Annotated in this window: 21 protein-coding genes; all 21 read right to left on the reverse strand. The window is 62.1% G+C overall.

Annotated elements, in window-relative coordinates; all coding sequences use genetic code 11:
• Positions 1-27: 27 nt before the first annotated feature.
• The 21 genes from fliM to ACYU03_RS18065 all read right to left on the reverse strand — a co-directional run bounded on the left by fliM (position 28) and on the right by ACYU03_RS18065 (position 21,151).
• Positions 28-996 carry a flagellar motor switch protein FliM gene (gene fliM, locus ACYU03_RS17965; RefSeq protein ID WP_461885985.1) on the reverse strand — a complete coding sequence of 323 codons (969 nt, stop codon included), beginning with the start codon at positions 994-996 and terminating at the stop codon, positions 28-30.
• Between the two features lie 10 nt (positions 997-1,006).
• Positions 1,007-1,504 carry a flagellar basal body-associated protein FliL gene (fliL, locus tag ACYU03_RS17970; RefSeq protein ID WP_461885986.1) on the reverse strand — a complete coding sequence of 166 codons (498 nt, stop codon included), beginning with the start codon at positions 1,502-1,504 and terminating at the stop codon, positions 1,007-1,009.
• 99 nt (positions 1,505-1,603) lie between these two features.
• Entirely contained in the window at positions 1,604-2,827 is a 1,224-nt protein-coding gene (locus ACYU03_RS17975) for a flagellar hook-length control protein FliK (RefSeq protein ID WP_461885987.1), read from the reverse strand.
• A 74-nt stretch (positions 2,828-2,901) separates the two neighbouring features.
• A complete protein-coding gene (locus ACYU03_RS17980) occupies positions 2,902-3,249 on the reverse strand; it encodes an Hpt domain-containing protein (RefSeq protein ID WP_461885988.1) in 348 nt (115 codons plus the stop codon).
• Between the two features lie 25 nt (positions 3,250-3,274).
• The gene (locus ACYU03_RS17985) at positions 3,275-4,978 is read right to left on the reverse strand and encodes a SpoIIE family protein phosphatase (RefSeq protein WP_461885989.1); all 1,704 of its coding nucleotides are present in this window, start codon (positions 4,976-4,978) and stop codon (positions 3,275-3,277) included.
• Between the two features lie 8 nt (positions 4,979-4,986).
• The gene (locus ACYU03_RS17990) at positions 4,987-5,292 is read right to left on the reverse strand and encodes an STAS domain-containing protein (RefSeq protein ID WP_461885990.1); all 306 of its coding nucleotides are present in this window, start codon (positions 5,290-5,292) and stop codon (positions 4,987-4,989) included.
• 124 nt (positions 5,293-5,416) lie between these two features.
• Positions 5,417-5,869 carry a flagellar export protein FliJ gene (gene fliJ / locus ACYU03_RS17995; protein WP_461885991.1) on the reverse strand — a complete coding sequence of 151 codons (453 nt, stop codon included), beginning with the start codon at positions 5,867-5,869 and terminating at the stop codon, positions 5,417-5,419.
• Between the two features lie 6 nt (positions 5,870-5,875).
• Positions 5,876-7,234 carry a flagellar protein export ATPase FliI gene (gene fliI / locus ACYU03_RS18000; RefSeq protein WP_461885992.1) on the reverse strand — a complete coding sequence of 453 codons (1,359 nt, stop codon included), beginning with the start codon at positions 7,232-7,234 and terminating at the stop codon, positions 5,876-5,878.
• Complete coding sequence (gene fliH, locus ACYU03_RS18005) at positions 7,224-7,991, reverse strand: flagellar assembly protein FliH (RefSeq protein ID WP_461885993.1); 768 nt, start codon at positions 7,989-7,991, stop codon at positions 7,224-7,226. The genes fliI and fliH overlap by 11 nt, the downstream gene beginning before the upstream one ends.
• A 142-nt stretch (positions 7,992-8,133) precedes the next feature.
• Positions 8,134-9,153, reverse strand: a complete 1,020-nt coding sequence (fliG, locus tag ACYU03_RS18010; protein WP_461885994.1) for a flagellar motor switch protein FliG — start codon at positions 9,151-9,153, stop codon at positions 8,134-8,136.
• Entirely contained in the window at positions 9,146-10,924 is a 1,779-nt protein-coding gene (fliF, locus tag ACYU03_RS18015) for a flagellar basal-body MS-ring/collar protein FliF (protein WP_461885995.1), read from the reverse strand. Before fliF ends, fliG begins: the two co-directional genes overlap by 8 nt.
• A 15-nt stretch (positions 10,925-10,939) precedes the next feature.
• Positions 10,940-11,266 (reverse strand): flagellar hook-basal body complex protein FliE, encoded by a 327-nt coding sequence (gene fliE / locus ACYU03_RS18020; protein ID WP_461885996.1) that lies wholly within the window; start codon positions 11,264-11,266, stop codon positions 10,940-10,942.
• 115 nt (positions 11,267-11,381) lie between these two features.
• Complete coding sequence (locus ACYU03_RS18025; RefSeq protein ID WP_461885997.1) at positions 11,382-12,752, reverse strand: sigma-54-dependent transcriptional regulator; 1,371 nt, start codon at positions 12,750-12,752, stop codon at positions 11,382-11,384.
• A complete protein-coding gene (locus ACYU03_RS18030; protein ID WP_461885998.1) occupies positions 12,752-13,960 on the reverse strand; it encodes a sensor histidine kinase in 1,209 nt (402 codons plus the stop codon). Before ACYU03_RS18030 ends, ACYU03_RS18025 begins: the two co-directional genes overlap by 1 nt.
• Positions 13,961-14,143: 183 nt before the next feature.
• Positions 14,144-15,619 carry a transcriptional regulator FleQ gene (gene fleQ, locus ACYU03_RS18035; RefSeq protein ID WP_461885999.1) on the reverse strand — a complete coding sequence of 492 codons (1,476 nt, stop codon included), beginning with the start codon at positions 15,617-15,619 and terminating at the stop codon, positions 14,144-14,146.
• Positions 15,620-15,790: 171 nt separating this feature from the next.
• On the reverse strand, positions 15,791-16,087 hold the full coding sequence (locus ACYU03_RS18040; protein ID WP_461886000.1) for a flagellar protein FliT: 297 nt from the start codon (positions 16,085-16,087) through the stop codon (positions 15,791-15,793).
• A gap of 14 nt (positions 16,088-16,101) precedes the next feature.
• The gene (fliS, locus tag ACYU03_RS18045) at positions 16,102-16,503 is read right to left on the reverse strand and encodes a flagellar export chaperone FliS (RefSeq protein WP_461886001.1); all 402 of its coding nucleotides are present in this window, start codon (positions 16,501-16,503) and stop codon (positions 16,102-16,104) included.
• A 146-nt stretch (positions 16,504-16,649) separates the two neighbouring features.
• Positions 16,650-18,038 (reverse strand): flagellar filament capping protein FliD, encoded by a 1,389-nt coding sequence (gene fliD / locus ACYU03_RS18050; RefSeq protein ID WP_461886002.1) that lies wholly within the window; start codon positions 18,036-18,038, stop codon positions 16,650-16,652.
• 81 nt (positions 18,039-18,119) lie between these two features.
• Positions 18,120-18,467 carry a flagellar protein FlaG gene (locus ACYU03_RS18055; RefSeq protein WP_461886003.1) on the reverse strand — a complete coding sequence of 116 codons (348 nt, stop codon included), beginning with the start codon at positions 18,465-18,467 and terminating at the stop codon, positions 18,120-18,122.
• A gap of 73 nt (positions 18,468-18,540) precedes the next feature.
• Complete coding sequence (locus ACYU03_RS18060; RefSeq protein WP_461886004.1) at positions 18,541-19,977, reverse strand: flagellin N-terminal helical domain-containing protein; 1,437 nt, start codon at positions 19,975-19,977, stop codon at positions 18,541-18,543.
• Positions 19,978-20,224: 247 nt separating this feature from the next.
• Positions 20,225-21,151: a ketoacyl-ACP synthase III gene (locus tag ACYU03_RS18065; protein WP_461886005.1), complete on the reverse strand. Its 927-nt coding sequence runs from the start codon at positions 21,149-21,151 to the stop codon at positions 20,225-20,227.
• Positions 21,152-21,270: the final 119 nt, after the last annotated feature.

Consider the following 21,270-nt stretch of genomic DNA (forward strand, 5'->3'; position numbering starts at 1 on the left):
AATTCAGGAATTGCGACCGGCGCACGCTCAGCGGCGTTCGACCGGATCGATGATCTGCAGGGCCAGGGTGCCCTTGTGCGAACCCAGCCGGGCCTTGAACGACGGCACGCCATTGGCGCGCAGCACCAGGTGCTCTGGCAACTCCACCGGGATCACGTCGCCCGGCTGCATGTGCAGGATGTCGCGCAGCTTCAACTGACGCCGGGCTACGGTCGCACTGATCGGCACGCTGACGTCCAGAACATCCTCGCGCAGGGCCTTGACCCAGCGCTCGTCCTGATCGTCCAGGTCGGACTGAAAGCCCGCATCGAGCATCTCGCGCACCGGCTCGATCATCGAGTACGGCATGGTCACGTGCAGGTCGCCACCGCCGCCGTCGAGCTCGATGTGGAAGGTCGAGACCACCACCGCTTCGCTCGGGCCGACGATGTTGGCCATGGCAGGGTTGACCTCCGAGTTGATGTACTCGAAGTTGACCGGCATGATCGCTTGCCAGGCCTCCTTGAGATCGACGAAGGCCTGGTCCAGCACCATGCGCACCACCCGCAGTTCGGTCGGGGTGAACTCGCGTCCTTCGATCTTGGCGTGACGGCCGTCGCCGCCGAAGAAGTTGTCCACCAGCTTGAACACCAGCTTGGCGTCGAGGATGAACAGCGACGTGCCGCGCAGCGGCTTGATCTTGACCAGGTTGAGGCTGGTCGGCACATACAGAGAGTGCACGTACTCGCCGAATTTCATCACCTGCACGCCGCCGACCGCCACGTCGGCGGAGCGGCGCAGAAGGTTGAACATGCTGATGCGGGTGTAGCGGGCGAAACGCTCGTTGATCATTTCCAGGGTCGGCATGCGACCCCGGACGATCCGGTCCTGGCTGGTCAGGTCATAGCTCTTGACGCTGCCCGGCTCACTGACGCTTTCGGTTTGTACCAGCCCATCATCGACACCATGCAACAGAGCATCGATCTCATCCTGGGACAGCAGGTCCTGCACGGCCATCGGGGGGCTCCTACTGCAATACGAAATTGGTGAACAGCAACTGCTCGACGACCGGCGCGCCGACTTCCTTCTGCGCCACTTCCTGGACCACCGCAGTGGCCTTCTGGCGCAGCATTTCCTGGCCCACCGGGCTGCTGGCCAGGGTGTCGAAGCCCTGGCCGGAGAACATCATGACCAGGTTGTTGCGGATGACCGGCATATGCACCTTCAGGGCATTCAGCGCTGCCTGGTCACGCCCTTGCAGGGTGATGCTCACCTGCATGTAGCGCTGCCGGCCGTTCTGGTTGAAGTTGACCACGAAGGGCGGTGTCAATGGCTCGTAGACCGCTGCTGGCTTGCCGTTGGCCGCCGCCGCGTCGAGCGCCGAGGCGCTCTGGGATTTGTGCATGAAGAACCAGGTGGCGCCCACCGACAGGCCCACGGCCAGCAGCAGAGCCAGCACCAGCAGCAAGATCAGCTTGAGTTTGCCTTTCGCGGCGGGGTCTTTCACTGCGTCGCTCTTCGCCATGCCAATAATCCGTCACCCATCGGGGGTTTCAAAGGAGATGACGTGGCTTGAGCAAGTGTTATGCCAGATTCGTTCAGGGGCAGCGCTGTCGGGGCCGGGTCAGGCGTAGTAATCCACCGCACTGGAACCGACCACCACTTGCCGCTCCACCGGCATCGCGGCATTGGCGGGGTCACCGGGGTCGTCCTCGCCGGCAGCCGCACGGCGGGCCGCCACGCCACTGAGCGACGAACCCTCAGGCTGACCCTGTTGCTGCTGCCCGCGGGACTGGTCGGCGACATTGACGTCAGGCTGCGCGAGGCCTTGCTGGGCGAACAGTTCGCGTAGGCGGTGCACCTGGCTTTCCAGCGCATCGCGCACCCCCACGTGACCACTCATGAAGGTGACCTGGGTCTGCTGGTCTGCTGCCACATTGACGCGGATGTCCAAGCGGCCGAGCTCGGCCGGTTCGAGCTGGATGTCCGCAGACTTGAGGTTCTGGCTCGACAGGTACATGACCCGGTTGACCAGCCCTTCGGTCCAGGCGTTCTGGTTCATCGCCAGCGGCTGGTGCAGCAGGTTGCTCGCTGGCACGGCGTTGGCGGTCTTGGCCGTGGCCGCCTGGGTCAGGCTGTTCAGGCGGTCGGCAAAGTCATCGACGCGGGTATCGCTCGACGCGCTTTTGAGGTCCTTCAGGCCATCGTCGAGCAACCCAGAGAAGGCTTTGTCGCCTGGCTCGCCCTGCTCGGCTTCGGCACCCGGCTCCTGCAGCAGGTTCGCCAAGGTATTGACGAGCGCTTGCGGCTGGCTCGTCTCAGACTGTGCGTTCGCCTTGGATGAAGCATGGGCCTGGGCGTTCTGCTCCAGCGCCAAGCGCAGGGCCGGCAGGTCATCCAGCGGATCGGCCTGCGGATCGAATGCGCCATCCTCTTCCGGCGTGGACGGTAGCGCGGGCACCGGCTGCTGGACGGCAGCCTGCAGCACCGGGGTCACCATTTCGGCCTGGGCCTGGATCAACTGCGCGCCCGGCTGGGCGTCAGTAATCTGACCTGCGACCAGACTGGCATCGGTCAGCTTCGACTGGCTGCCGTCGCCCTTGTCCTTTTCCGCCCCCGGCAAACTTTTGCCGCCAGCGGCAGGTTCCGGCTTGTCCTTGGGCTTGGCCGACATCTCCTTGCCATCGGCCGCAACGGTTTTGTCACGCCCCTGCCGTGCCAGCACCTGGTCGAAGGCCCCAGCCTTGCCGCCAACTGCCTGCTGCGGCTGCTCCGCCAGGTTGGCGGCAGCGCGCGAGGTCTTGCTCACGGCACTGGTTTGCAACAGTGGGTTGGGGGCGACAGGCATTGAAAAGATCTCCAGGCCAGAGGGCTGTATTCATCTGGACAGAAGACAGAGCAAAACTCGCGCCAGGTTCCTGTTTACTCTGCAGAAACCCGTTGCCGTTCATCACGATAGAAGCGCTGGACCTCGACGTATTCCTGGTCGATACGGTTGATCAGGTCTTCGATACCGTACAGGGGTTGTTGCCTGACCCGTTCTTCAAGCTGCCGGCACAACTCGGCCAGACCGACCGCCCCCATGTTGCTGCTGCTGCCCTTGAAGCTGTGCGCAGCCAGCCCGAGCTCGCCGGCGTCCTTGGCCTCGTGCAACTGGCTCAGACGCTTTTCGGAGTCTTCGAGAAAGGTTTCCAGCAGTTGCAGGTAGCCATCTTCCATGACTTCCTGCAGGTCGCTGAGGACCTTGTGATCGATGTGATTGTCGGACACTTGTTCACTCCTTGATCAAGTTGCATTATGCCTGAGCCTCCCAGGCAAACTCCACGCGCGCGCACCGTCCATCATCCAGCCATTGCGCACTCTGGCTCAAACGCCGCACCAGGCTCAGCCCTCGCCCGCAAAAGCGCTGCTCCCCGAGCGGACGCGCCAGCACTTGGTCGACATCGAAGCCGACCCCACTGTCACGGACCTCAATCATCAGACGGCCGCCAGTACCGAAGGGTTCAACACGCAGGTCGATGCACACGAAACCCTCGACCTGCCGCGCCAGACGCTGGTTGCGCTCCAGGTAATACTGCGCGAAACCCTCGGCATCGCGCTTGAGCCGGGAATCCAGGCCCAACACACCATGCTCCAGGGCATTGGAATACAGTTCGCTGAGCACGCTGTACAAGGCCCCGCTGCTGGGGCGCAAGCCATGGATTTCCTGAAGCAGTTGCACCAGATATGGCACGGGGTTGAAGCGCTTCAAGCTGTCGCCACGCAATTCGAAATGCAGCGACCAGTCCAGCGGGCTTGAGCGGCCGCTATCAGAGTAGACCACCGCCGGCGCCGCCAACTGGTCGGGACCAACCATACGGATTTCCAGCAAGCTGATATCGTCACGGGCGCGGCCGCCAAAGCGCTCCAGAGCTTGCAGCACCTCGCCGAACAAGTGCTCCGGGTCCTGGTTGCCGGCCAGCACCGCACGCAGGCGCTCGACCCCGAACAACTGATCCTGCTCGTCGCTGGTATCGACCACACCATCGGACAGCAGCAACAACCGCTCGCCTTCCCGTAGCGGCAGGACTTCAGTGCTGTCATCGAACTGCTCGGGGGCCAGGATGCCCAGGGGCAGATGGCGCGACACCAAGGGCGTCAGGCGCTGGCCACTGCTGGACAGCCTGTAGCCGTCCGGCATACCGCCATTCCATACCTCGACCGAGCCGCGCTGGAAGCTCAGGTTGAGCAGCAGCGCGCAACAGAACATATCCACTGGCAAGATGCGCTTGAGCTTGGCGTTCATCTCGCGCAGCGTCTCCACCAGGCCGTAGCCCTTGGCGGTCATGCCATAGAACACCTCGGCCAATGGCATCGCGCCGACGGCCGCCGGCAAGCCATGCCCGGTGAAATCGCCCAGCAACACATGCATGTCGCCCGAAGGCGTGAAGGCCGCCAGAAGCAGGTCACCATTGAACAAGGCATAGGGCGATTGCAGGTAGCGGATGTTCGGCGAACTCAGGCACCCGGAGTGAGCCACCTTGTCGAACACCGCCTTGGCCACCCGTTGCTCGTTGAGCAGGTGATGATGGTGCCGGATGATCTGGTCGCGCTGCTGCAGCACCGTCTCTTGCAGGCGTCGCAAGCGGTCCATCGCCCGAATCTTGGCCGCCAGGATCACCGCGTTGTAAGGCTTGGCCAGGAAGTCGTCGCCGCCCGCCTCCAGGCAGCGCACCAAGGCCTGCTCCTCGTTCAGCGAAGTGAGGAAGATAATCGGCACCAGCGCCTCGCCAGCCAGGGCCTTGATCCGCCGCGCGGCCTCGAAGCCATCCATGACCGGCATCAAGGCATCGAGCAACACCAACTGCGGGCGCTGCTCGACGAACAAAGCGACTGCCTGCTCACCGTCCTCGGCGGTGAAGACCCGGTGCCCCTGGCGCCGCACGATCTGCGCCAGCAACAAACGGTCCGCCGCGCCATCTTCGGCGATCAGCACGCTCAGCGCTTCGTCGGCCGGCATGGGCAGCTTCAACTGATGTCGAAGAGCTTGTCGAAATTGGAGATGGCGAGGATCTTGCGCACATCGGCACTGGTATTGATCACGCGGACCTCCGAGTCATCACCACCGACATGATCGCGCAGCAGCAAGAGCATGCCGAGGGCGGAGCTGTCCAGGTAGGTGGCTTCCTTGAGGTCCACTATCACGGAGTCGAGCTTGTAGCTCTGACGCTCGTAGGCATCCCTGAATTCCTGGTGTTTGCCGTAGTCAAAGCGGCCCTTGACCTTGATCGTCAATTTATTCCCTTCCGGGGACAAAACAGATTCGACTGCCATGCTAGCGATTCCTTCGATGATGGCGAATGCGGACTACAGAAGGTGTAGCAGCCAACCCTGGGGGCGACAAGGCAGGTGATCGGGAATGTCTAGGCGGGGACGACTCGGTCGAGAGCAGGCGAATTCAGCCGATATGCTGCCGGGGCAGGCGCTGTGACAGCTCGTCGAGCAGCTTCTGTTCACGCTTGTCTTCAGCCCGCCGCGCCTCATCAAGGTAACGCTGCACCAGCTTGCGCAAGCCCTCGACCCGCGCATAGGCCTGCTGCCAAGTGCCCCTGGCATTGTCCAGGTTGGTCTGGTGCCAGACCAGACTCTGGCGCTGCTGGGTCATGGCCGCCTCCAGTTGGCCGAGGAAGCGCTGATAATTGACCAGCCAGGCGCCATTGACTCCCTGCCCGCCACGGTTGATCCACTGCGCCTGGTAATCCTCGCGAAAGCGCTCGAGCTCGGCCAGCTTGGCCTGGGCCTGCCCCACCTGCTGCTGGAACTGCCCCAGGCGCTGAGCGGCCTTGCGCTCGGCGTCTTCGGCCATTTCCACCACTGGCGCCAGGCGCGCGGCACGACTTGGCAAGGCCATGGCCTATCAGTTGCCCGCAGGCGCAGCGAAGACGCTGCCCAACTGCTCGCGGCTCTGCTCCATGCCGACGTTCTCGTCCAACCGTTGGCGCAAAAAGCCCACCAGCTTGGATTGCAGCGCGATGGCTAGGTCCGTCTCCGGGTCGCCGCCGGCCACGTAGGCGCCCACGCTGATCAGGTCGCGGCTCTGGGACAGGCGCGACCATAGCTGCTTGAACTGCTGCGCCTGACGCAAATGATCAGGACTGACCACCTGGGGCATGACGCGGCTGATCGAGGCCTCGATGTCGATGGCCGGGTAATGCCCCTCCTCGGCCAGGCGCCGCGACAGTACGAAGTGGCCGTCGAGCACACCCCGCGCCGAGTCGGCGATCGGGTCTTGCTGGTCATCCCCTTCGGACAGCACCGTATAGAAAGCGGTGATCGAACCACCGCCAGGCTCGCCGTTACCCGCCCGCTCCACCAGCTTGGGCAACTTGGCGAACACCGAAGGCGGATAGCCACGGGTAGCCGGCGGTTCGCCGATGGCCAGGGCGATTTCCCGCTGGGCCTGGGCGAAGCGGGTCAGCGAGTCCATCAGCAGAAGGACATTCTTGCCCTTGTCACGGAAATATTCGGCGATGCGCGTGCAGTACATGGCCGCACGCAGGCGCATCAACGGCGCGTCGTCCGCCGGCGAGGCCACCACCACCGAGCGCTTGAGGCCCTCTTCGCCAAGGATGTGCTCGATGAACTCCTTCACCTCGCGGCCGCGCTCGCCGATCAGACCGACGACGATGATCTCGGCTTCGGTGAAGCGGGTCATCATGCCCAGCAATACCGACTTACCCACGCCAGTACCGGCGAACAGGCCCAAACGCTGGCCACGGCCCACCGTCAGCAGGCCGTTGATACTGCGAATGCCCACGTCCAGCGGCTGGCTGATCGGGTCGCGATTGAGGGGGTTGATCAGCGGGCCATCCATCGGCACCCAGTCTTCGGCCTTCATGCCGCCCTTGCCATCGAGGGCGCGGCCGGCACCGTCCAGCACCCGTCCCAGCATGCTCATGCCCATGGGCAAACGGCCACTGTCGTCCAAGGGCACCACGCGCGCGCCAGGGGCGATCCCGGCGACGCTACCGACCGGCATGAGGAACACCTTGCCAGCAGCAAACCCCATCACTTCCGCTTCGACCCGCACCGGGTGGTAGCTGTCGTCATTGATCACCACGCAGCGGCTGCCCACCGCGGCGCGCAGGCCTTCGGCCTCCAGGGTCAGGCCGACCATGCGCAGCAGGCGCCCTTCCACCACGGGCTGGGACGGCAGCTTCACCGCGTCGGCATAGCCGCCCAGGCGCTTGCCGAAACTGGTGCGGTCAAGGCGCATCGTGGTCATCCAGTTCGATGGCGATGTCCGGTGCCGCCGGGTGCAAGGCCTGGTCATGCAACTGGTCGAACAATTGCGCCAGGGCCTTCTCGATGCGCGTCTCGATACTGGCATCGATGCGGCTGTGCGCCGTTTCGATACGGCAACCGCCTGGCAACAGGGATTCGTCTTCGAGCAGCTTCCAGTTCTCCTCGTGGCGCTCGCGCAAAACCTTGACCAGCTCGAAGTCCTGGGGATTGAGGTGAATGCGGATGTTCTCGGCGCCCATTGGCAGCAGCTTGAGGGCCTCGCGCAAGACATGGCTGATCTGGCTGGAATCGGTGCGCAGCTCACGGCCGATCACCTGGCGGGTAATGTGCCCAACCAGGTTCACCAGCGCCTTCTCGATCTGAGTGTCCTGCTCGGCAATCGGCTCGAGCAGGTGGCCCATCAGTTTCTCCAGGCTGGCCAGCTTGGCCGTCAGGGCCACCTCGGCCTCTTGGCGCACCTTGAGCTGGGTGCTGTGGAAACCCTCGCGCTCGCCGGTGGCGAAGCCTTCGTTGTAGGCCTCCTGGCGGATGCTCTCGAGCTCCTCGAGGGTCAGCGGCTGGACCTCCTCCAGCGGCACTTCCTCGACTTCTTCCTCGACGGTCTCGGGCTCCGCTTCCAGTTCCGGCGCGGGCTCAGGCTCCGGGTCGAAGCTGGGCAAGGCCCAGACGTCGACCCCTTCCAGGTCGCGGGCGCGGATCAGGTCGCTGAGGTGTTCGGTGGTGGACATGCTGTCAGATACTCGAAATGCGCCTGGCGCCTGTAGGAGCGGGCTTGCCCGCGATAGCGCCAGAAGGAACAAAGATCGTCTACCGATCGTATGCCATCGCGGGCAAGCCCGCTCCTACAGGGAGTGCGTCGATCAGTGGCAATCAGATCATCTCTTCCGCGCCCTTGCCTCCGAGCACGATCTCGCCGGCTTCGGCCATCCGCCGGGCGATGGTGAGGATTTCCTTCTGCGCCGCTTCGACATCGCTGACCCGCACCGGCCCCTTGGCCTCCAGGTCGTCACGCAACAGCTCCGAGGCCCGCTTGGACATATTCTTGAAGATCTTGTCCTTGACCCGCTCGTCGGCGCCCTTGAGCGAGATCACCAGCACGTCGGAGGAAATCTCCCGCAGCAACGCCTGGATACCACGGTCGTCGACGTCGGAAAGGTTGTTGAAGACGAACATCAGGTCTTCGATCTGCTCGGACAGGTCGTTGTCGATCTCGCGGATCGAATCCATCAGTTGACCTTCCACCGAACTGTCGAGGAAGTTCATGATGTCGGCCGCACGCTTGATGCCGCCCAAGGTGGTGCGCGCGGCATTGGAGTTGCCGGAGAACTGCTTCTCGAGGATCTGGTTCAGCTCCTTGAGCGCCGCCGGTTGCACGGTGTTGAGAGAGGACACGCGCAGGATGATGTCCAGGCGCACCTTGTGGTCGAAATTGCTCAGTACTTCACCGGCCTGGTCCGGGTCCAGGTAGGCGACGACGATGGCCTGGATCTGCGGGTGCTCGTAGCGGATGACGTCGGCCACGGCACGCGGCTCCATCCACTTGAGGCTGTCCAAGCCGCTGGTGTTGCCGCCGAGCAGGATACGGTCGATCAGGCCGTTGGCCTTGTCCTCACCCAACGCCTGATTGAGCATCTTGCGGATATAGCCGTCCGAACCCACACCAAGGCTGGTCTGGTCGCCGACGATCTCGACGAACTCGCTCATCACCTGTTCGACCTGTTCACGATGGACATTGCCCATCTGCGCCATGGCCACGCCGACCCGCTGCACTTCCTTCGGCCCCATGTGCCGCAGTACCTGGGCCGCGTCGGTCTCGCCCAAGGACAGCAGGAGGATCGCCGCCTTGTCGACACGGCTCAGCTTGGCGGTAACGGCTCGGTTGTCACTCATCGGCGTTGATCCACTCTTTGACGACCTGGGCTACCCGGCCCGGGTCTTCGGCCACCAGGCCCTTGATTGCGTTCAGCTGTGCTTCGTAACCCTCGCTGGGGCTCGGCAACAGAATGCTTTGCGGACCACCCAGGCTGACGCGGTCGTTGGCCAACTCGCCATCCAGGCCGAGCATGCCGCCCAGCTCCATGTCGCTGTCAGGTGCAGCCTGCTTGCTGCCACCGGTAATGTTGTTGAGTACAGGACGCAGCACGCCGAACACCAGGACCAGGATGAACAGCACGCCCATCACCTGCTTGATCACGTCCCAGAACCACGGTTGAGAGTAGAACGGGATCTCGGCGATCACCTCGCCACGGTCGGCGGCGAAAGGCACATTGATCACGCTGACACTGTCGCCACGGCTGGCGTCGAAACCGACCGCGTCCTGCACCAGCCGGGTGAAGCGCGCCAGGTCGTCGGCCGCCCAGGGCGCGCGGGTGGCCTCGCCGGTGGCCGCGTCGAACTTGACCTGATCATCGACCACCACCGCCACCGACAGCCGGGTCAAGCGCCCCTGCTGCTGGCGAGTATGGCTGATCGAGCGGTCCAGCTCGAAGTTCCGGGTCGACTGCTGGCGCTTGTCGCTCGGATAAGGCGCGAGCATTGGTTGGCCGGTGGCCGGGTCCATGATCTGCTGGCCGTTGGCGTCGAGCAGCGGTTGACCAGGCTGCACCGCACCGGCTGCGGCGGCGGTGCCACCGGTGGTCTGCGGTGCCGAGGCCGGGCCGGGTGGCTGGTTGCTCAGTGCGCCAGGCACGCCCTGTGGCCCCTGGCTGCTGGAGCGCTGCTCGTTGACCGACTGCTCGCTGCGCAAGGCCGGCTGGTCGGGGTTGAATTGCTCGGAGGTGGACTCGACGGCGCTGAAGTCGATGTCGGCAGACACCTCGGCCTTGTAGCGGTCATTGCCCAGCACCGGCTGCAGGATGTTGTGCACGCGCTGGGTCAGCATGCCTTCCATGCGCCGGCTGTAGTCGAACTGCTTGCCGGCCATGGTCAGCTCGGTGTTCTGGATCTGGTCGGAGAGCAGGTTGCCCTTCTGGTCGACCACGGTGACCTGGGACTTGTCCAGTTCAGGGACACTGGTCGCCACCAGATTGACGATGGCCGCCACCTGACCACCTTCCAAGGTACGGCCTGGGTACATTTCGACCAGTACGGAGGCACTCGGCCTACGCTCGTCACGGACGAACACCGAGCTCTTCGGGATCGCCAGGTGCACACGTGCCGCCTTGACGTTGTTCAGGCTGGAGACGGTACGGGCCAGCTCGCCTTCCAGGCCCCGGCGGTAACGGGTCGCCTCCATGAACTGACTGGTGCCCAGTCCCTGGTCCTTGTCGAGGATTTCGAAACCGACGTTGCCATCGCTCGGCGCCACGCCAGCGGCGGCCAGCTTCAGGCGCGCGCGGGAGAGATCGTCGGCCTTGACCAGCAATACGCCGGAGTTGGGCTCGACGCGATAGCCAATGTCCGCGCTGGCCAGCGTCTCCATGACCTGCTTGGTGTCCATGCCCGCCAGGCTGCCGTACAGCGGTCGGTAGTCCGGCTGCTGCGACCAGAGCACGACGGCGAAACCGATCGCCACGCTGGCCGCGAGGCCGACCAGCAGACCGACCTGGCGCAGCGCGGGCATCTGCGAGATGTTTTCCAGGAACGACATGCCGAACAACGGCGGCTTGGATGCTGCCGGGCTGCTCTTCGCGGGCACGTTATCGACGACTGCTTCGGCCATGACTCACTCTCGCCCTTATACCGGCATCTGCATGATGTCTTGGTACGCCTGGACCAGCTTGTTGCGCACCTGGGTCAACGCCTGGAACGAGACAGTGGCTTTCTGCGAGGCAATCATGACGTCAGTGAGGTCGACACCACTCTTGCCGATCTCGAAGGCGTTGGCCAGTTGACTGGAAGCCTGCTGGGTGTCATGCACCTTGTTGATGGCCTGCCCCAGCATATCGGCAAAACTGCTCGAACCCAGCTCGGGCGCGGCGGCGGCCTTGGGCAGCGACATGGCGTCGGCCTGCATGGCCCGCATGTCCAGCATCAATCGATTGAATTCAACACCTTGGCTCATGGACTCATCTCTCCGAGGGCCGCATTTTTTTGACGCTCACGCAGCGAATAGGCAAGGGACTAGCAACAAGAGTGCCAGCCCTTGCGCAATGCTGTTAGAAACACCCTGGCAGGCTTCAGCCGTACAGGCTGGCCTCGACATCCAGGCCCGCATCGCGCATCTGCGCCAACTTGTAACGCAGGGTGCGCGGGCTGATGCCCAGGCGCTCGGCAGCCTCCTTGCGGCGACCGCGCTCGGCACGCAGGGTATCGATGATCATCTGGAACTCATGCCGGCGCATATCATCGCCCAGGCCACTGGACTCCTCGGCCACGGGCGGCGCTGCCACCGTTTGCGGCGTTGGCGCTGGTAGCGGGATGCCGCCCGCCAGACAGAAATCCGCCGCCTCGATCACCCCGCCTTGCTGCAGGATCAAGGCTCGCTGCAGGGCGTTGTCCAGTTCGCGCACATTGCCTGGCCAGGCGTAATCGCGCAGGCAGGTGCGGGCCGCCTCGGAAAGGCGGACCGGCGCATGCTTCATCTTGCTGGCGTGGCGCGCCAGCAAGCGCTCGGCAAGCGGCAGAATATCGCCGCTGCGCTCGCGCAACGGTCGCCAGGCCAGGGGGAACACCGACAGCCGATAGTACAGGTCCTCACGGAAGCGCCCCGCTGCCACTTCGCCGGCGAGGTCACGGTTAGTGGTGGCCAATACGCGGATGTCCAGGGCGATCGGCTTGCGTCCGCCGACCCGCTCCACTTCACGCTCCTGCAGCACGCGCAGCAGCTTGGCCTGCAGTCCCAGGGGCATCTCGGAAATCTCGTCCAGCAGCAAGGTGCCGCCATCGGCTTGCTCGAACTTGCCTGGCTGGGCCGCGATGGCGCCGGTGAAGGCGCCTTTCTCATGGCCGAACAAGGTCGCTTCGAGCATGTTGTCCGGAATCGCCGCGCAATTGATCGCCACGAACGGCCGCGCGGCCCGTGGCGACTGCTGGTGGATATAACGCGCCAACACTTCCTTGCCGGTGCCCGACTCACCGGAGATCAGCACCGTCGAATCGCTGCGCGCCACCCGCGCCGCCAGTTCCAGCAACTGCTGGCTGGCCGGCTCGCAAGCCACCGGCCCGTCGTCCTCGGCCAGCGCCAGACGGCCAGCGGCATGCCGCTCCACCAGCGCCAGCAAGGCCTTGGGCTCGAACGGCTTGACCAGGTAAACCACCGCACCCTGGCGCATGGCCTCCACCGCGCGCTCCACCGCGGCATGGGCGGTCATGAGCAACACCGGCAACTGCGGATAATGCTGGCGTAACTGCGCCAGCAACTGATGGCCGTCCATCCCCGGCATGTTCACATCGCTGACCACCAAGCTGAAGGCATCGGTGGCCACGACCTTCAGCGCCTCTTCCGCCGAGCCGACCGCCTGATAGGTAAAGCCACCGATCTCCAGGGTGTCGCCCAGCGCCTGGCGCAGCACGCGGTCATCCTCGACCAACAGGACCTTGGCCGCCATCACGCTGCCTCCATGCCAATCAACGGCAGGGTGACCCGTACACAGGTGCCCCGTCCAACCCGCGAGCGCAACTGCAGGCTGCCCTGGTGAGCCTGCACCACCGCTTTCACCACGGCCAGGCCAAGACCGGTGCCGGTGGCCTTGGTGGTCAGAAAAGGCTCGCCCAAGCGCGCCAGCAATGCCGCGTCGATACCACTGCCGGCATCACTGACGCACAGGTGCAGGTCCTGACCACGGCGGTACAGATGGACCTTGAGGCGGGCCGGCTCGGCACTGGCCTGCAAGGCGTTCTCGATCAGATTGAGCAAGGCGCCGACCAGGGTGTCGCGGTTGCACAACAACTCCCCCAGGTGCGTGTCGCATTGCCAGCGCACCGCATGCCCCTGGACATGGACCTGAGCCGCCTGCTGCAGCGCCTGGAATAACGCCTTGGGCGTCAGCCGCTCGCCCAGCGGCAACTCGCCACGGGCGAACACCAGCATGTCACGCACCTGGTGCTCCAGCTCGTGCAGGCGCTCCTTGAGATTGCCGGCGAAACGCTGACGGGTTTCCGGCGGCAAATCCTGTTCGGGGTCAGCCAGGTGACTGGCATAGAGCATGGCCGCCGACAGTGGCGTACGAATCTGATGCGCCAGGGACGCGACCATGCGCCCCAGCGACGACAAGCGCTCGTGGCGTGCCAACTGGTCCTGCAGGCGACGGGTTTCGGTGAGGTCATTGAGCAGCACCAACTGCCCCGGCTCGGCATCCAGCGAACGGGTGGCAATGGACAGGCGCCGGCCATCGCGCAAGGAGACTTCATGGCCGTCGTCTTCTCGCGGAGCGAAGCTGCGGGCAATCACCTGGCGCCACAGCTGGCCCACCAGCGGCTCACCGAGCAGCTCGCAGGCCGCCGGGTTGGCTTCGCGTACCAAGCCTTGGGCATCGATAACGATCACGCCGCCGGGCAGCAGGTCCAGCAGATTTTGCAAACGGTTAGCCAGGCGCTCCTTCTCGGCCAGCTCGGCCATGCGCTGGGCACTGACCACGGCCAACTCCCCCTTGAGCTCGCTGACCCGGGCCTCGAGCATCGTGTAGGACTGACTCAGCTGGCTGGATACCTGATTGAACAGGGCGAACGCCTGCTCGATGCCCAGTCGGCTTTCCTGCTCGACCGGGGTCCGCACCTGCGGATCGGGAATTCGGGAAATCGGGGCGGCCTGGGGCATCGTGCTCTCTCGCATGGCTGACCGTCATAAAAACGGTATGTTGCCAGCGATGTAGCAATAGGCGTGCCGGATATCAGCGAGCGAGGACTAGGTCCGAATCCAGCGACCGGCATTATAGGTAGGAGACGCAGGAACCAGCGTGAGCTGGCTCCTACCTTGGCCCGCACGCCCTGAGCAGCGAGGTCAATCCCCAGCCTGCTCGTCGCCCTCACGGCGGCTCATGCCGTATTTACGCATCTTCTCCACCAGGGTGGTACGACGGATACGCAGGCGTTCGGCGGCACGTGCGACGATGCCATTGGCATCATCCAGCGCCTGCTGGATCAGGCCCTGCTCCAGATTGCCGAGGTAGTCCTTCAGGTCCAACCCCTCAGGCGGCAGCATGGCGTGGCCGGCGAAATTCGGCGTATGGCCATTGATCGCCACGCGCTCTTCGAGGTCGGAACGCAGGCTGTCGGCCAACTGCTCGTCTTCATCATCGATGTAGCGGAATTTCTTCGGCAGTTCAGCCACGCCGATCACCCCGTAGGGATGCATGATCGCCATGCGCTCGACCAGATTGGCCAACTCGCGGACGTTGCCCGGCCAGCCGTGACGGCACAGCGACATGATTGCCGCCGAATTGAAGCGGATCGAACCGCGCTTCTCGTGCTCCATGCGCGAGATCAGCTCGTTCATCAACAGCGGAATATCCTCGACCCGCTCACGCAGCGGTGCCATCTCGATGGGGAAGACATTGAGACGGTAGTAGAGGTCTTCACGGAAGGTACCGCCCTCGATCATGGTTTCGAGGTTCTTGTGGGTGGCGGCGATGATGCGCACATCGATGCTCTGGGTCTTGTTGCTGCCGACCCGCTCGAAGGTGCGCTCCTGCAGCACGCGCAACAGCTTGACCTGCATCGGCAGCGGCATGTCGCCGATCTCGTCGAGGAACAGGGTGCCACCGTTGGCCAGCTCGAAACGCCCGGCACGGCTAGTGATAGCGCCGGTGAAGGCGCCCTTCTCGTGGCCGAACAGCTCGCTCTCCAACAACTCGGCTGGGATCGCCCCGCAATTGACCGGCACGAACGGTGCCTCGCGACGTTTGGAGTGGTAGTGCAGATTGCGCGCCACCACTTCCTTGCCAGTGCCGGACTCGCCGAGGATCAGCACGCTGGCATCGGTGTCGGCCACCTGCTGCATCATCTGGCGCACATGCTGGATGGCCCGGCTGGTGCCGACCAGGCTGCGGAACAGGTTCGGCTCGCGCTGGCGGCCGCGCTCGCGGGCCTGGTCATACATCTCGCGATAGACCTGGGCACGGTGCAGCGAATCGAGCAATTGGCTGTAGCTCGGCGGCATTTCCAGGTTGGACAGGACCCGGCGGCGTAGGTCTTCTGGCAAGTCAGCAGAAGAAATTTCACCTAAAAGCAAAACCGGAAGGAACTCATCCCATGCAGCCACTGTCTTAAGCAAGCCCAGGAGACTTGCAGGAGCATCGACAGTCCCTACCAGGACACAAAGTACTTCACGACTCGATGACAACGACTCGACCGCCTGCTGCCAGTCATGGCTTGAGCAGGACAGGTTTTCTTCGCCGAGGAAATTCAGCACCACCGCCAAGTCGCGGCGGCGCTCGCTATCGTCATCGATCAGGAGAATTCTGGTTTCACGCCACATGCAATAACAACTTCCCTAGTCATCTCAGCGCCCAGAAAGGGCGAGCTAGACATCATTCCGACTGAAGGCGTCAGCGTTTGGACGTCTGAAAATGGAAAACACGCACTAGTTAAGTCAAAAAAGCGTAAATAGTCAAATTTATGGCGCTCCATTCAGTTTTCGATACCAATGTTAACTGAACAGATGGTAAACCTTTGAAGCATTCCTCGCTTGGTTGATCTGGGTCATTTCATCGGCAATCAGCTGGCGCTCCCCCATGGTCACATTCAAGAGGTCACGGTAGACCTCCAGCAAACCTTCGAGCCGCTCGCGCACTGCAGCCTCATCCAGCGATGCTTCATTGAGCATGTCGTCAATGCACACGCGACAGATTTCATCCAGCTTGCCAATGGCACTCCAATCCCGTGCGCTCAAAGCACTGAGCAATGCATTGCGAGTATCGTCAAATCGTTGCAAGGCGCAGATCATGTCCATCCTCCAGGTCAGCCGGCCTGCTCTGTCGCTGCGATGGCATCCCAACCGCTTTTCACAGTGATCAGCAACTGGGCGACTTCATCGATAATTTCAGCATTGTTTTCGACATTGGCCTGCATCAGCCGGTTGGTCATATAGACGTATAGGCCAGCCAACTGCTCCACATAAGCCGGGTCATCGCTCTTTTGTGCGTCCAGGCCATCGCGCAGGCCGATGATGATATCGATGGCCTTACCCAGCATCAGCCCCTTTTCTGCAATATCACCACGAGCCATGGCGCCTTTGGCCTGGGCCATGCGATCCAGCCCCCCTTCCATCAGCATCTGCACCAAGCGGTGGGGCGTGGCCTCGGATATCTGGGCATGGGAATTGACCTTCTGGTACTGACGAAGGGCTCTCATGGGGTTCATGTTGCTACCTCGTGACAGGCAAAGACTAAATTGGATGGGTTAACCGATGTATCGACCAGCCCTGGCAAAACTTTACCCGGCCTGTTCAAACACAAAGCCCGGGCAGCACGAAATGCCAGCCCGGGCTTGTCACGCCGACTGCCGGATCAGTTATCCCGTTTCGGGTTGTTCAGAGCGTTCAGGGTAGTCATTACACTGTTGCTCTGGGCCCGCAGCTGGGCGACCAGCGAGTCCATGGCATTGTACTTGTCCTGCAGGCTTTTCTGCAGGGCAGTCATGCGCTCATCCAGCGAATCCTGCTGCTTCTTCAGATCAGTCAAGTTCTCGGTCAGGGTTTTGCTGCGCTGGGCCAAAGTACCAGTGGTAGCCTTGGCATAGTCGTCAGTGACCTTGGTCATGCGCGCCAACAAACCATCCTTGCCGTTGAAAATACTGGAAATGTCCGCAGCATTTGTAGCCACGGCCTTATCCCACTTCTTGTCGTCGATACTCAGCAGCCCGCCGTCCTGAGACGAGGTGATGCCGAACTGCGCCAACGACTTCATGGTGCCATTGCCTGACAACGCATTGAGCTCACTACGGATCGAGGATATCAAGGTACGCATTGAAGCATCGCCGGTAAGGGCCCCTGCAATCGGGTTGCCGTCAGCTCCTATTGTCACCTTGGTCTCGGCATTGATTGCCTTGATCAAGGCATTGTAGGTATCGACAAAGCCCTTGACCCCGGACTTCAGCGCTGCCGGGCTGGTGGTCAGGGACAGAATGGTCGGAGTCAACTCCCCGCTGGTTGCGTTCTTGCCGGAGACGCCGGTCAGCTTGATGTTCAGGCCGCTGATAGCATCAGAGATGCTGTTGCTCTTGGACTCCATGGCAATGCCATCGATGCTGTACTTGGCGTTCTTCGGCGTATCGACCACAGTGTAACCGGTGTCGATGCCCGAATTACCCGACAGGGTAAGGTCAGAGCCCTCCCCCATGGTGGTCGAAGTCAGCATCAGGCGTGAACCATTCGCATCGGTCAGGATGTTGGCACTCAGGCCGGAGGTGCCGAACTGGCTGTTGATGCTATCGCGCACCTGCTGCAGGGTCGCGCCCGGCGGTACGCTGAGGTCATAGTTCTTACCCGACTGAGAGATCGTCAGGGTGGTCGGCGTGCTTCCGGCATTGACTACCGAATCAGCACCACCGGCATACACCTGGGTGGACAGCTTGGAGGCACTGGCCAGTTGAGTGACCAGCAGGGTGAAGCTGCCGGTGGAGGCTCCCGCCGCCGCCGTGAACGTGGCGACCTTTTCGTCCGAAGAGGAGAGGCTCAGGCCCGCGAAGCTGTTATCGGTCCCCATGGTCGCCAGGGCACCACGGAACGCATCCAGGGCCGACTGGATCTTGCCAATCGAGGACAGCGTGGTAGTCGCTTTCAATGTTTGGGTATTGATCTGTGCCTGCTTCGGCGCCTTCTCGGCATCGACCAGAGACTTCACAATTGCCTGGGTATCGATATCCGAACCGATACCACTGACTGTTGTACCCGCCATCATTGTGCTCCTTGTTCAGTAGCTGCCACTTTCTTGACGAACGGCGTCGCGAATTCAAGCAGCAACAAAATTCATGCCAGCTCAGGCTCTACCATCGAACAGCAGGCTGCCGGCTTCGCTGAGGCTTTGCGCCAGTTTCAGCGCAGTCTCCGAAGGAATCTGGCGAATCACGTCACCGGACTCAGTGGCGATGACCTTGACCACGACCCGACCAGTGGAGTCGTCGATGGAGAAATCCAGTTTGCGTTGGCTAGCCTGGACGAACTCACGAATATCACTGACCGCCTTTTCCAACTCGTCACGCTCAGGTTCTACCGCGGGCACCACAGCGTCCTGTGCCTCGGAACGATTGCTCGCATCATTACTCGCTTGCACGTTGTTCGGCACGACTGGCGGATAAGTCAGATTCAACTTGACGCTCATGTCCATGTCCGGACTCCTTATGACGAAAAAACGGAAGGGCACGTATACGCGCCCTTCCGTCAGTTACCAGGCGCCTGGATTACTGAAGCAGCTTCAGTACAGCGGATGGCAGCTGGTTGGCCTGCGACAGGATCGCGGTCGAAGCCGACTGCAGAGTCTGTTGCTTGGTCAGTTCGGCAGTTTCAGCCGCGAAGTCCACGTCCTGAATGGTCGAACGGGCAGCAGTGGAGTTCTTCTGGATGTTCTGCAGGTTGTCGACAGTGGTCGTCAGACGGTTCTGGGTCGCACCCAGGTTCGAACGCACGCTGTCGATGGAGCCGATGGCTTTGTCGATAACTGCCAGGGCGTTTTGCGCGTTGTTGGCGTCAGTGACGTCGGTCTCGGAAATTGTGGTCTTTGCAGAAGACTTGGTGGCGGCACCAAACAGCGCGGTCACACCGTCGGTGGCGCCTTCGCCCAGGGAGTAACCCTTGGCCGAATCCAGCGAAACCTGACCAGTGACGACAGCGGCATCGCCATCGGCCAGAGCAACAGCCGTACCGGAGTACTTGCCGTCACCGCCTTTGGAATCCAGGCTGATCGCATCAGATCCGGCCCCACCAGTAAACTTGAGGTTCTCACCCGAGTCGGATTTAACCTCCAAGGTATTGTTGACTTCGTCATAGTTGACACTGATACCCAGCTTAGCCGAGTTGGATTTCAACTGATCGGCCAGGCTGGCGGTGTCGGTAACACCAATGAAGCTGACAGCAGTACCGTCACCTACAGTCAGCTCAAAGTTGGCAGGGGTCGTCGCTGCAGCAGTGCCAACAGTAAACTTCACTTCAGTGCTCGCAGTAGCACTCAGGCCGCCGATGGAGCCATTGAGCTTGGACGCGACTTCCTTGGCAGAAGCACCGTCAGCGTAGGAGATAGTTTTCGTCTGGCCGTTACCGGTGACAACGATCTCACCTGCGGTCAGGCCGGTATCGTCAATGGCAACCGCTTGGCTCTTGATCTGCTGCGAACCGATGTTATTGGCTGCGACGTTATCCAAGGACAGGTTAATGGTTTCGTTAGCATTGGCGCCGACTTGGATAGCTTTGGTGCCATAGGAGCCATCCAGCAACTTCTGACCACCGAAGGTGGTGGTTTGGGAGATACGAGTCAGCTCGGCGGTCAGTGCCTGGTATTCGTCGTTGTTCGACTTACGGTCTTCGGCGCTCAGCGAGCCAGTAGCCGAGGACAACGCCAGGGTACGCATCTTCTGCAGGATGTCGGTGGAAGCCTGCATTGCACCTTCAGCGGTCTGGGCGATGGAGATACCATCGTTGGCGTTCTTGATCGCTTGACCCAGGCCGTTGATCTGGCTGGTCAGGCGGTTGGAGATCTGCAGGCCGGCAGCATCGTCTTTAGCGCTGTTGATACGCAGGCCGGAGGACAGGCGCTGCATGGAGGTGGCCAGGGCGTTGCCGGCCTTGTTCAGGTTGCCCTGGGTAGTGATCGAGGCAATGTTGGAGTTTACGGTTAAAGCCATGACGAAATCCTCGTTGGATGGATACTGCGGCTTCCGGCCCTGGCAACCGCCGGGTGTGGCCTAGAGAACCTTCGTAATGGTTATCGTCGTTTGCGCCGGTTGCTTGAGGGCTTTTTCAAAAAAAAATGCCATCATGCGGCCAGCCCCAAGAAATCAATGGGTTGCCATCCACCACAGGGTTTGCGCAAACGCAAAAAAAGGGCGCCTGGCAATATCCGCCAGGCGCCCTTTTTCGAAGCGCAGTTCTTCAGTCGCGGTACAGAATGGCCGAGCCCCAGGACAGGCCAACGCCGAAGCCACTGATAGCCACGCGCTTCCAACTGCCGTCGAGCATGTGCTTCTCGAGCAGCAGCGGCACGCTGGACGACACGGTGTTGCCGGTCTCCAGCATGTCCTTGACGAACTTCTCCGGCTGCTCCTCGAAACGCCGGGCCACAGCATCGACAATGGCCGCGCTGCCCTGGTGGATACAGAAGGCGTCGATATCCGCCGAGGTCAGACCCGACGCTTCGAGCAGCTCATGCAGGTGCGCCGGCACCTTGAGCAAGGCGAAGTTGAACACCTGACGGCCATTCATGAAGAAGTTGCCATCGGTGACCTTCAGATGCGCCGCACCGGAACCGTCGGTACCGAAACGCGCCTGCCCGAGTTGCCAGGTAGCCCCCTCGCCCATCCAGGTGGCGGTGGCGGCATCGCCGAACAGCATGGTGGTGTTGCGGTCTTCTGGGTCGACGATCTTCGAATAAGGGTCAGCGGTGATCAGCAGGCCGTTCTTGAGCCCTGCCGCCTCCATGAAGCCCTTGATCGCATACAGGCCATAGACATAGCCAGAGCACCCCAGCGACACGTCGAAGGCTGCCACACGGGTAGACAGGCCAAGCTTGTCCTGCACGATGGCTGCCGTGTGTGGCAAGCCTTCTTCATCACCGTTCTGGGTGACCACGATCAGGGCATCGACCGACTGCGGATCGAGGTCGGGGTTATTGGCAAACAGGGCCTTGGCGGCCTCGACGCAGAGGTCCGAGGTTTCTTGCTCGTCTGCCTTGCGCGGCAGAAAGGTCGAGCCGATCTTGCCGAAGATGAACTCTTCATCCTTGCCGAACTTCGCACCCTGGGCATAGTTGTCCAGGCCAGCGGTGGGCACGTAACTCGCGATACTTTTAATGCCAATCATTCTGGCTTCCCAATCAAAACAGCCAAAGACCGCCGCTCGCAGAACTGAGGGCGCCAAAAACCGGGGCTGCACCACCCCAGGTGGCACATGGCAGTGTTGTTGCCTGAACCTGCAGACAA

The sequence above is a fragment of the Pseudomonas sp. X10 genome, assembly GCF_054889225.1.

Bases quoted from the DNA above. Each gene is read 5' to 3' on its own strand.
- fliD (WP_461886002.1), bottom strand. From the start codon at position 18,038: ATGGCGGGTACAACAGTCAGTGGTATCGGTTCGGATATCGATACCCAG.
- ACYU03_RS18060 (WP_461886004.1), bottom strand. From the start codon at position 19,977: ATGGCTTTAACCGTAAACTCCAACATTGCCTCGATCACTACCCAGGGC.
- ACYU03_RS18055 (WP_461886003.1), bottom strand. From the start codon at position 18,467: ATGGACATGAGCGTCAAGTTGAATCTGACTTATCCGCCAGTCGTGCCG.
- fliE (WP_461885996.1), bottom strand. From the start codon at position 11,266: ATGAGCCAAGGTGTTGAATTCAATCGATTGATGCTGGACATGCGGGCC.
- fleQ (WP_461885999.1), bottom strand. From the start codon at position 15,619: ATGTGGCGTGAAACCAGAATTCTCCTGATCGATGACGATAGCGAGCGC.
- fliG (WP_461885994.1), bottom strand. From the start codon at position 9,153: ATGAGTGACAACCGAGCCGTTACCGCCAAGCTGAGCCGTGTCGACAAG.
- ACYU03_RS17990 (WP_461885990.1), bottom strand. From the start codon at position 5,292: ATGGCAGTCGAATCTGTTTTGTCCCCGGAAGGGAATAAATTGACGATC.
- fliM (WP_461885985.1), bottom strand. From the start codon at position 996: ATGGCCGTGCAGGACCTGCTGTCCCAGGATGAGATCGATGCTCTGTTG.
- fliH (WP_461885993.1), bottom strand. From the start codon at position 7,991: ATGTCCACCACCGAACACCTCAGCGACCTGATCCGCGCCCGCGACCTG.
- ACYU03_RS18065 (WP_461886005.1), bottom strand. From the start codon at position 21,151: ATGATTGGCATTAAAAGTATCGCGAGTTACGTGCCCACCGCTGGCCTG.
- ACYU03_RS17985 (WP_461885989.1), bottom strand. From the start codon at position 4,978: ATGCCGGCCGACGAAGCGCTGAGCGTGCTGATCGCCGAAGATGGCGCG.
- fliI (WP_461885992.1), bottom strand. From the start codon at position 7,234: ATGCGCCTTGACCGCACCAGTTTCGGCAAGCGCCTGGGCGGCTATGCC.
- fliS (WP_461886001.1), bottom strand. From the start codon at position 16,503: ATGAACCCCATGAGAGCCCTTCGTCAGTACCAGAAGGTCAATTCCCAT.
- fliJ (WP_461885991.1), bottom strand. From the start codon at position 5,869: ATGGCCTTGCCAAGTCGTGCCGCGCGCCTGGCGCCAGTGGTGGAAATG.
- ACYU03_RS18040 (WP_461886000.1), bottom strand. From the start codon at position 16,087: ATGATCTGCGCCTTGCAACGATTTGACGATACTCGCAATGCATTGCTC.
- ACYU03_RS18025 (WP_461885997.1), bottom strand. From the start codon at position 12,752: ATGGCGGCCAAGGTCCTGTTGGTCGAGGATGACCGCGTGCTGCGCCAG.
- ACYU03_RS18030 (WP_461885998.1), bottom strand. From the start codon at position 13,960: ATGCCCCAGGCCGCCCCGATTTCCCGAATTCCCGATCCGCAGGTGCGG.
- ACYU03_RS17975 (WP_461885987.1), bottom strand. From the start codon at position 2,827: ATGCCTGTCGCCCCCAACCCACTGTTGCAAACCAGTGCCGTGAGCAAG.
- fliF (WP_461885995.1), bottom strand. From the start codon at position 10,924: ATGGCCGAAGCAGTCGTCGATAACGTGCCCGCGAAGAGCAGCCCGGCA.
- fliL (WP_461885986.1), bottom strand. From the start codon at position 1,504: ATGGCGAAGAGCGACGCAGTGAAAGACCCCGCCGCGAAAGGCAAACTC.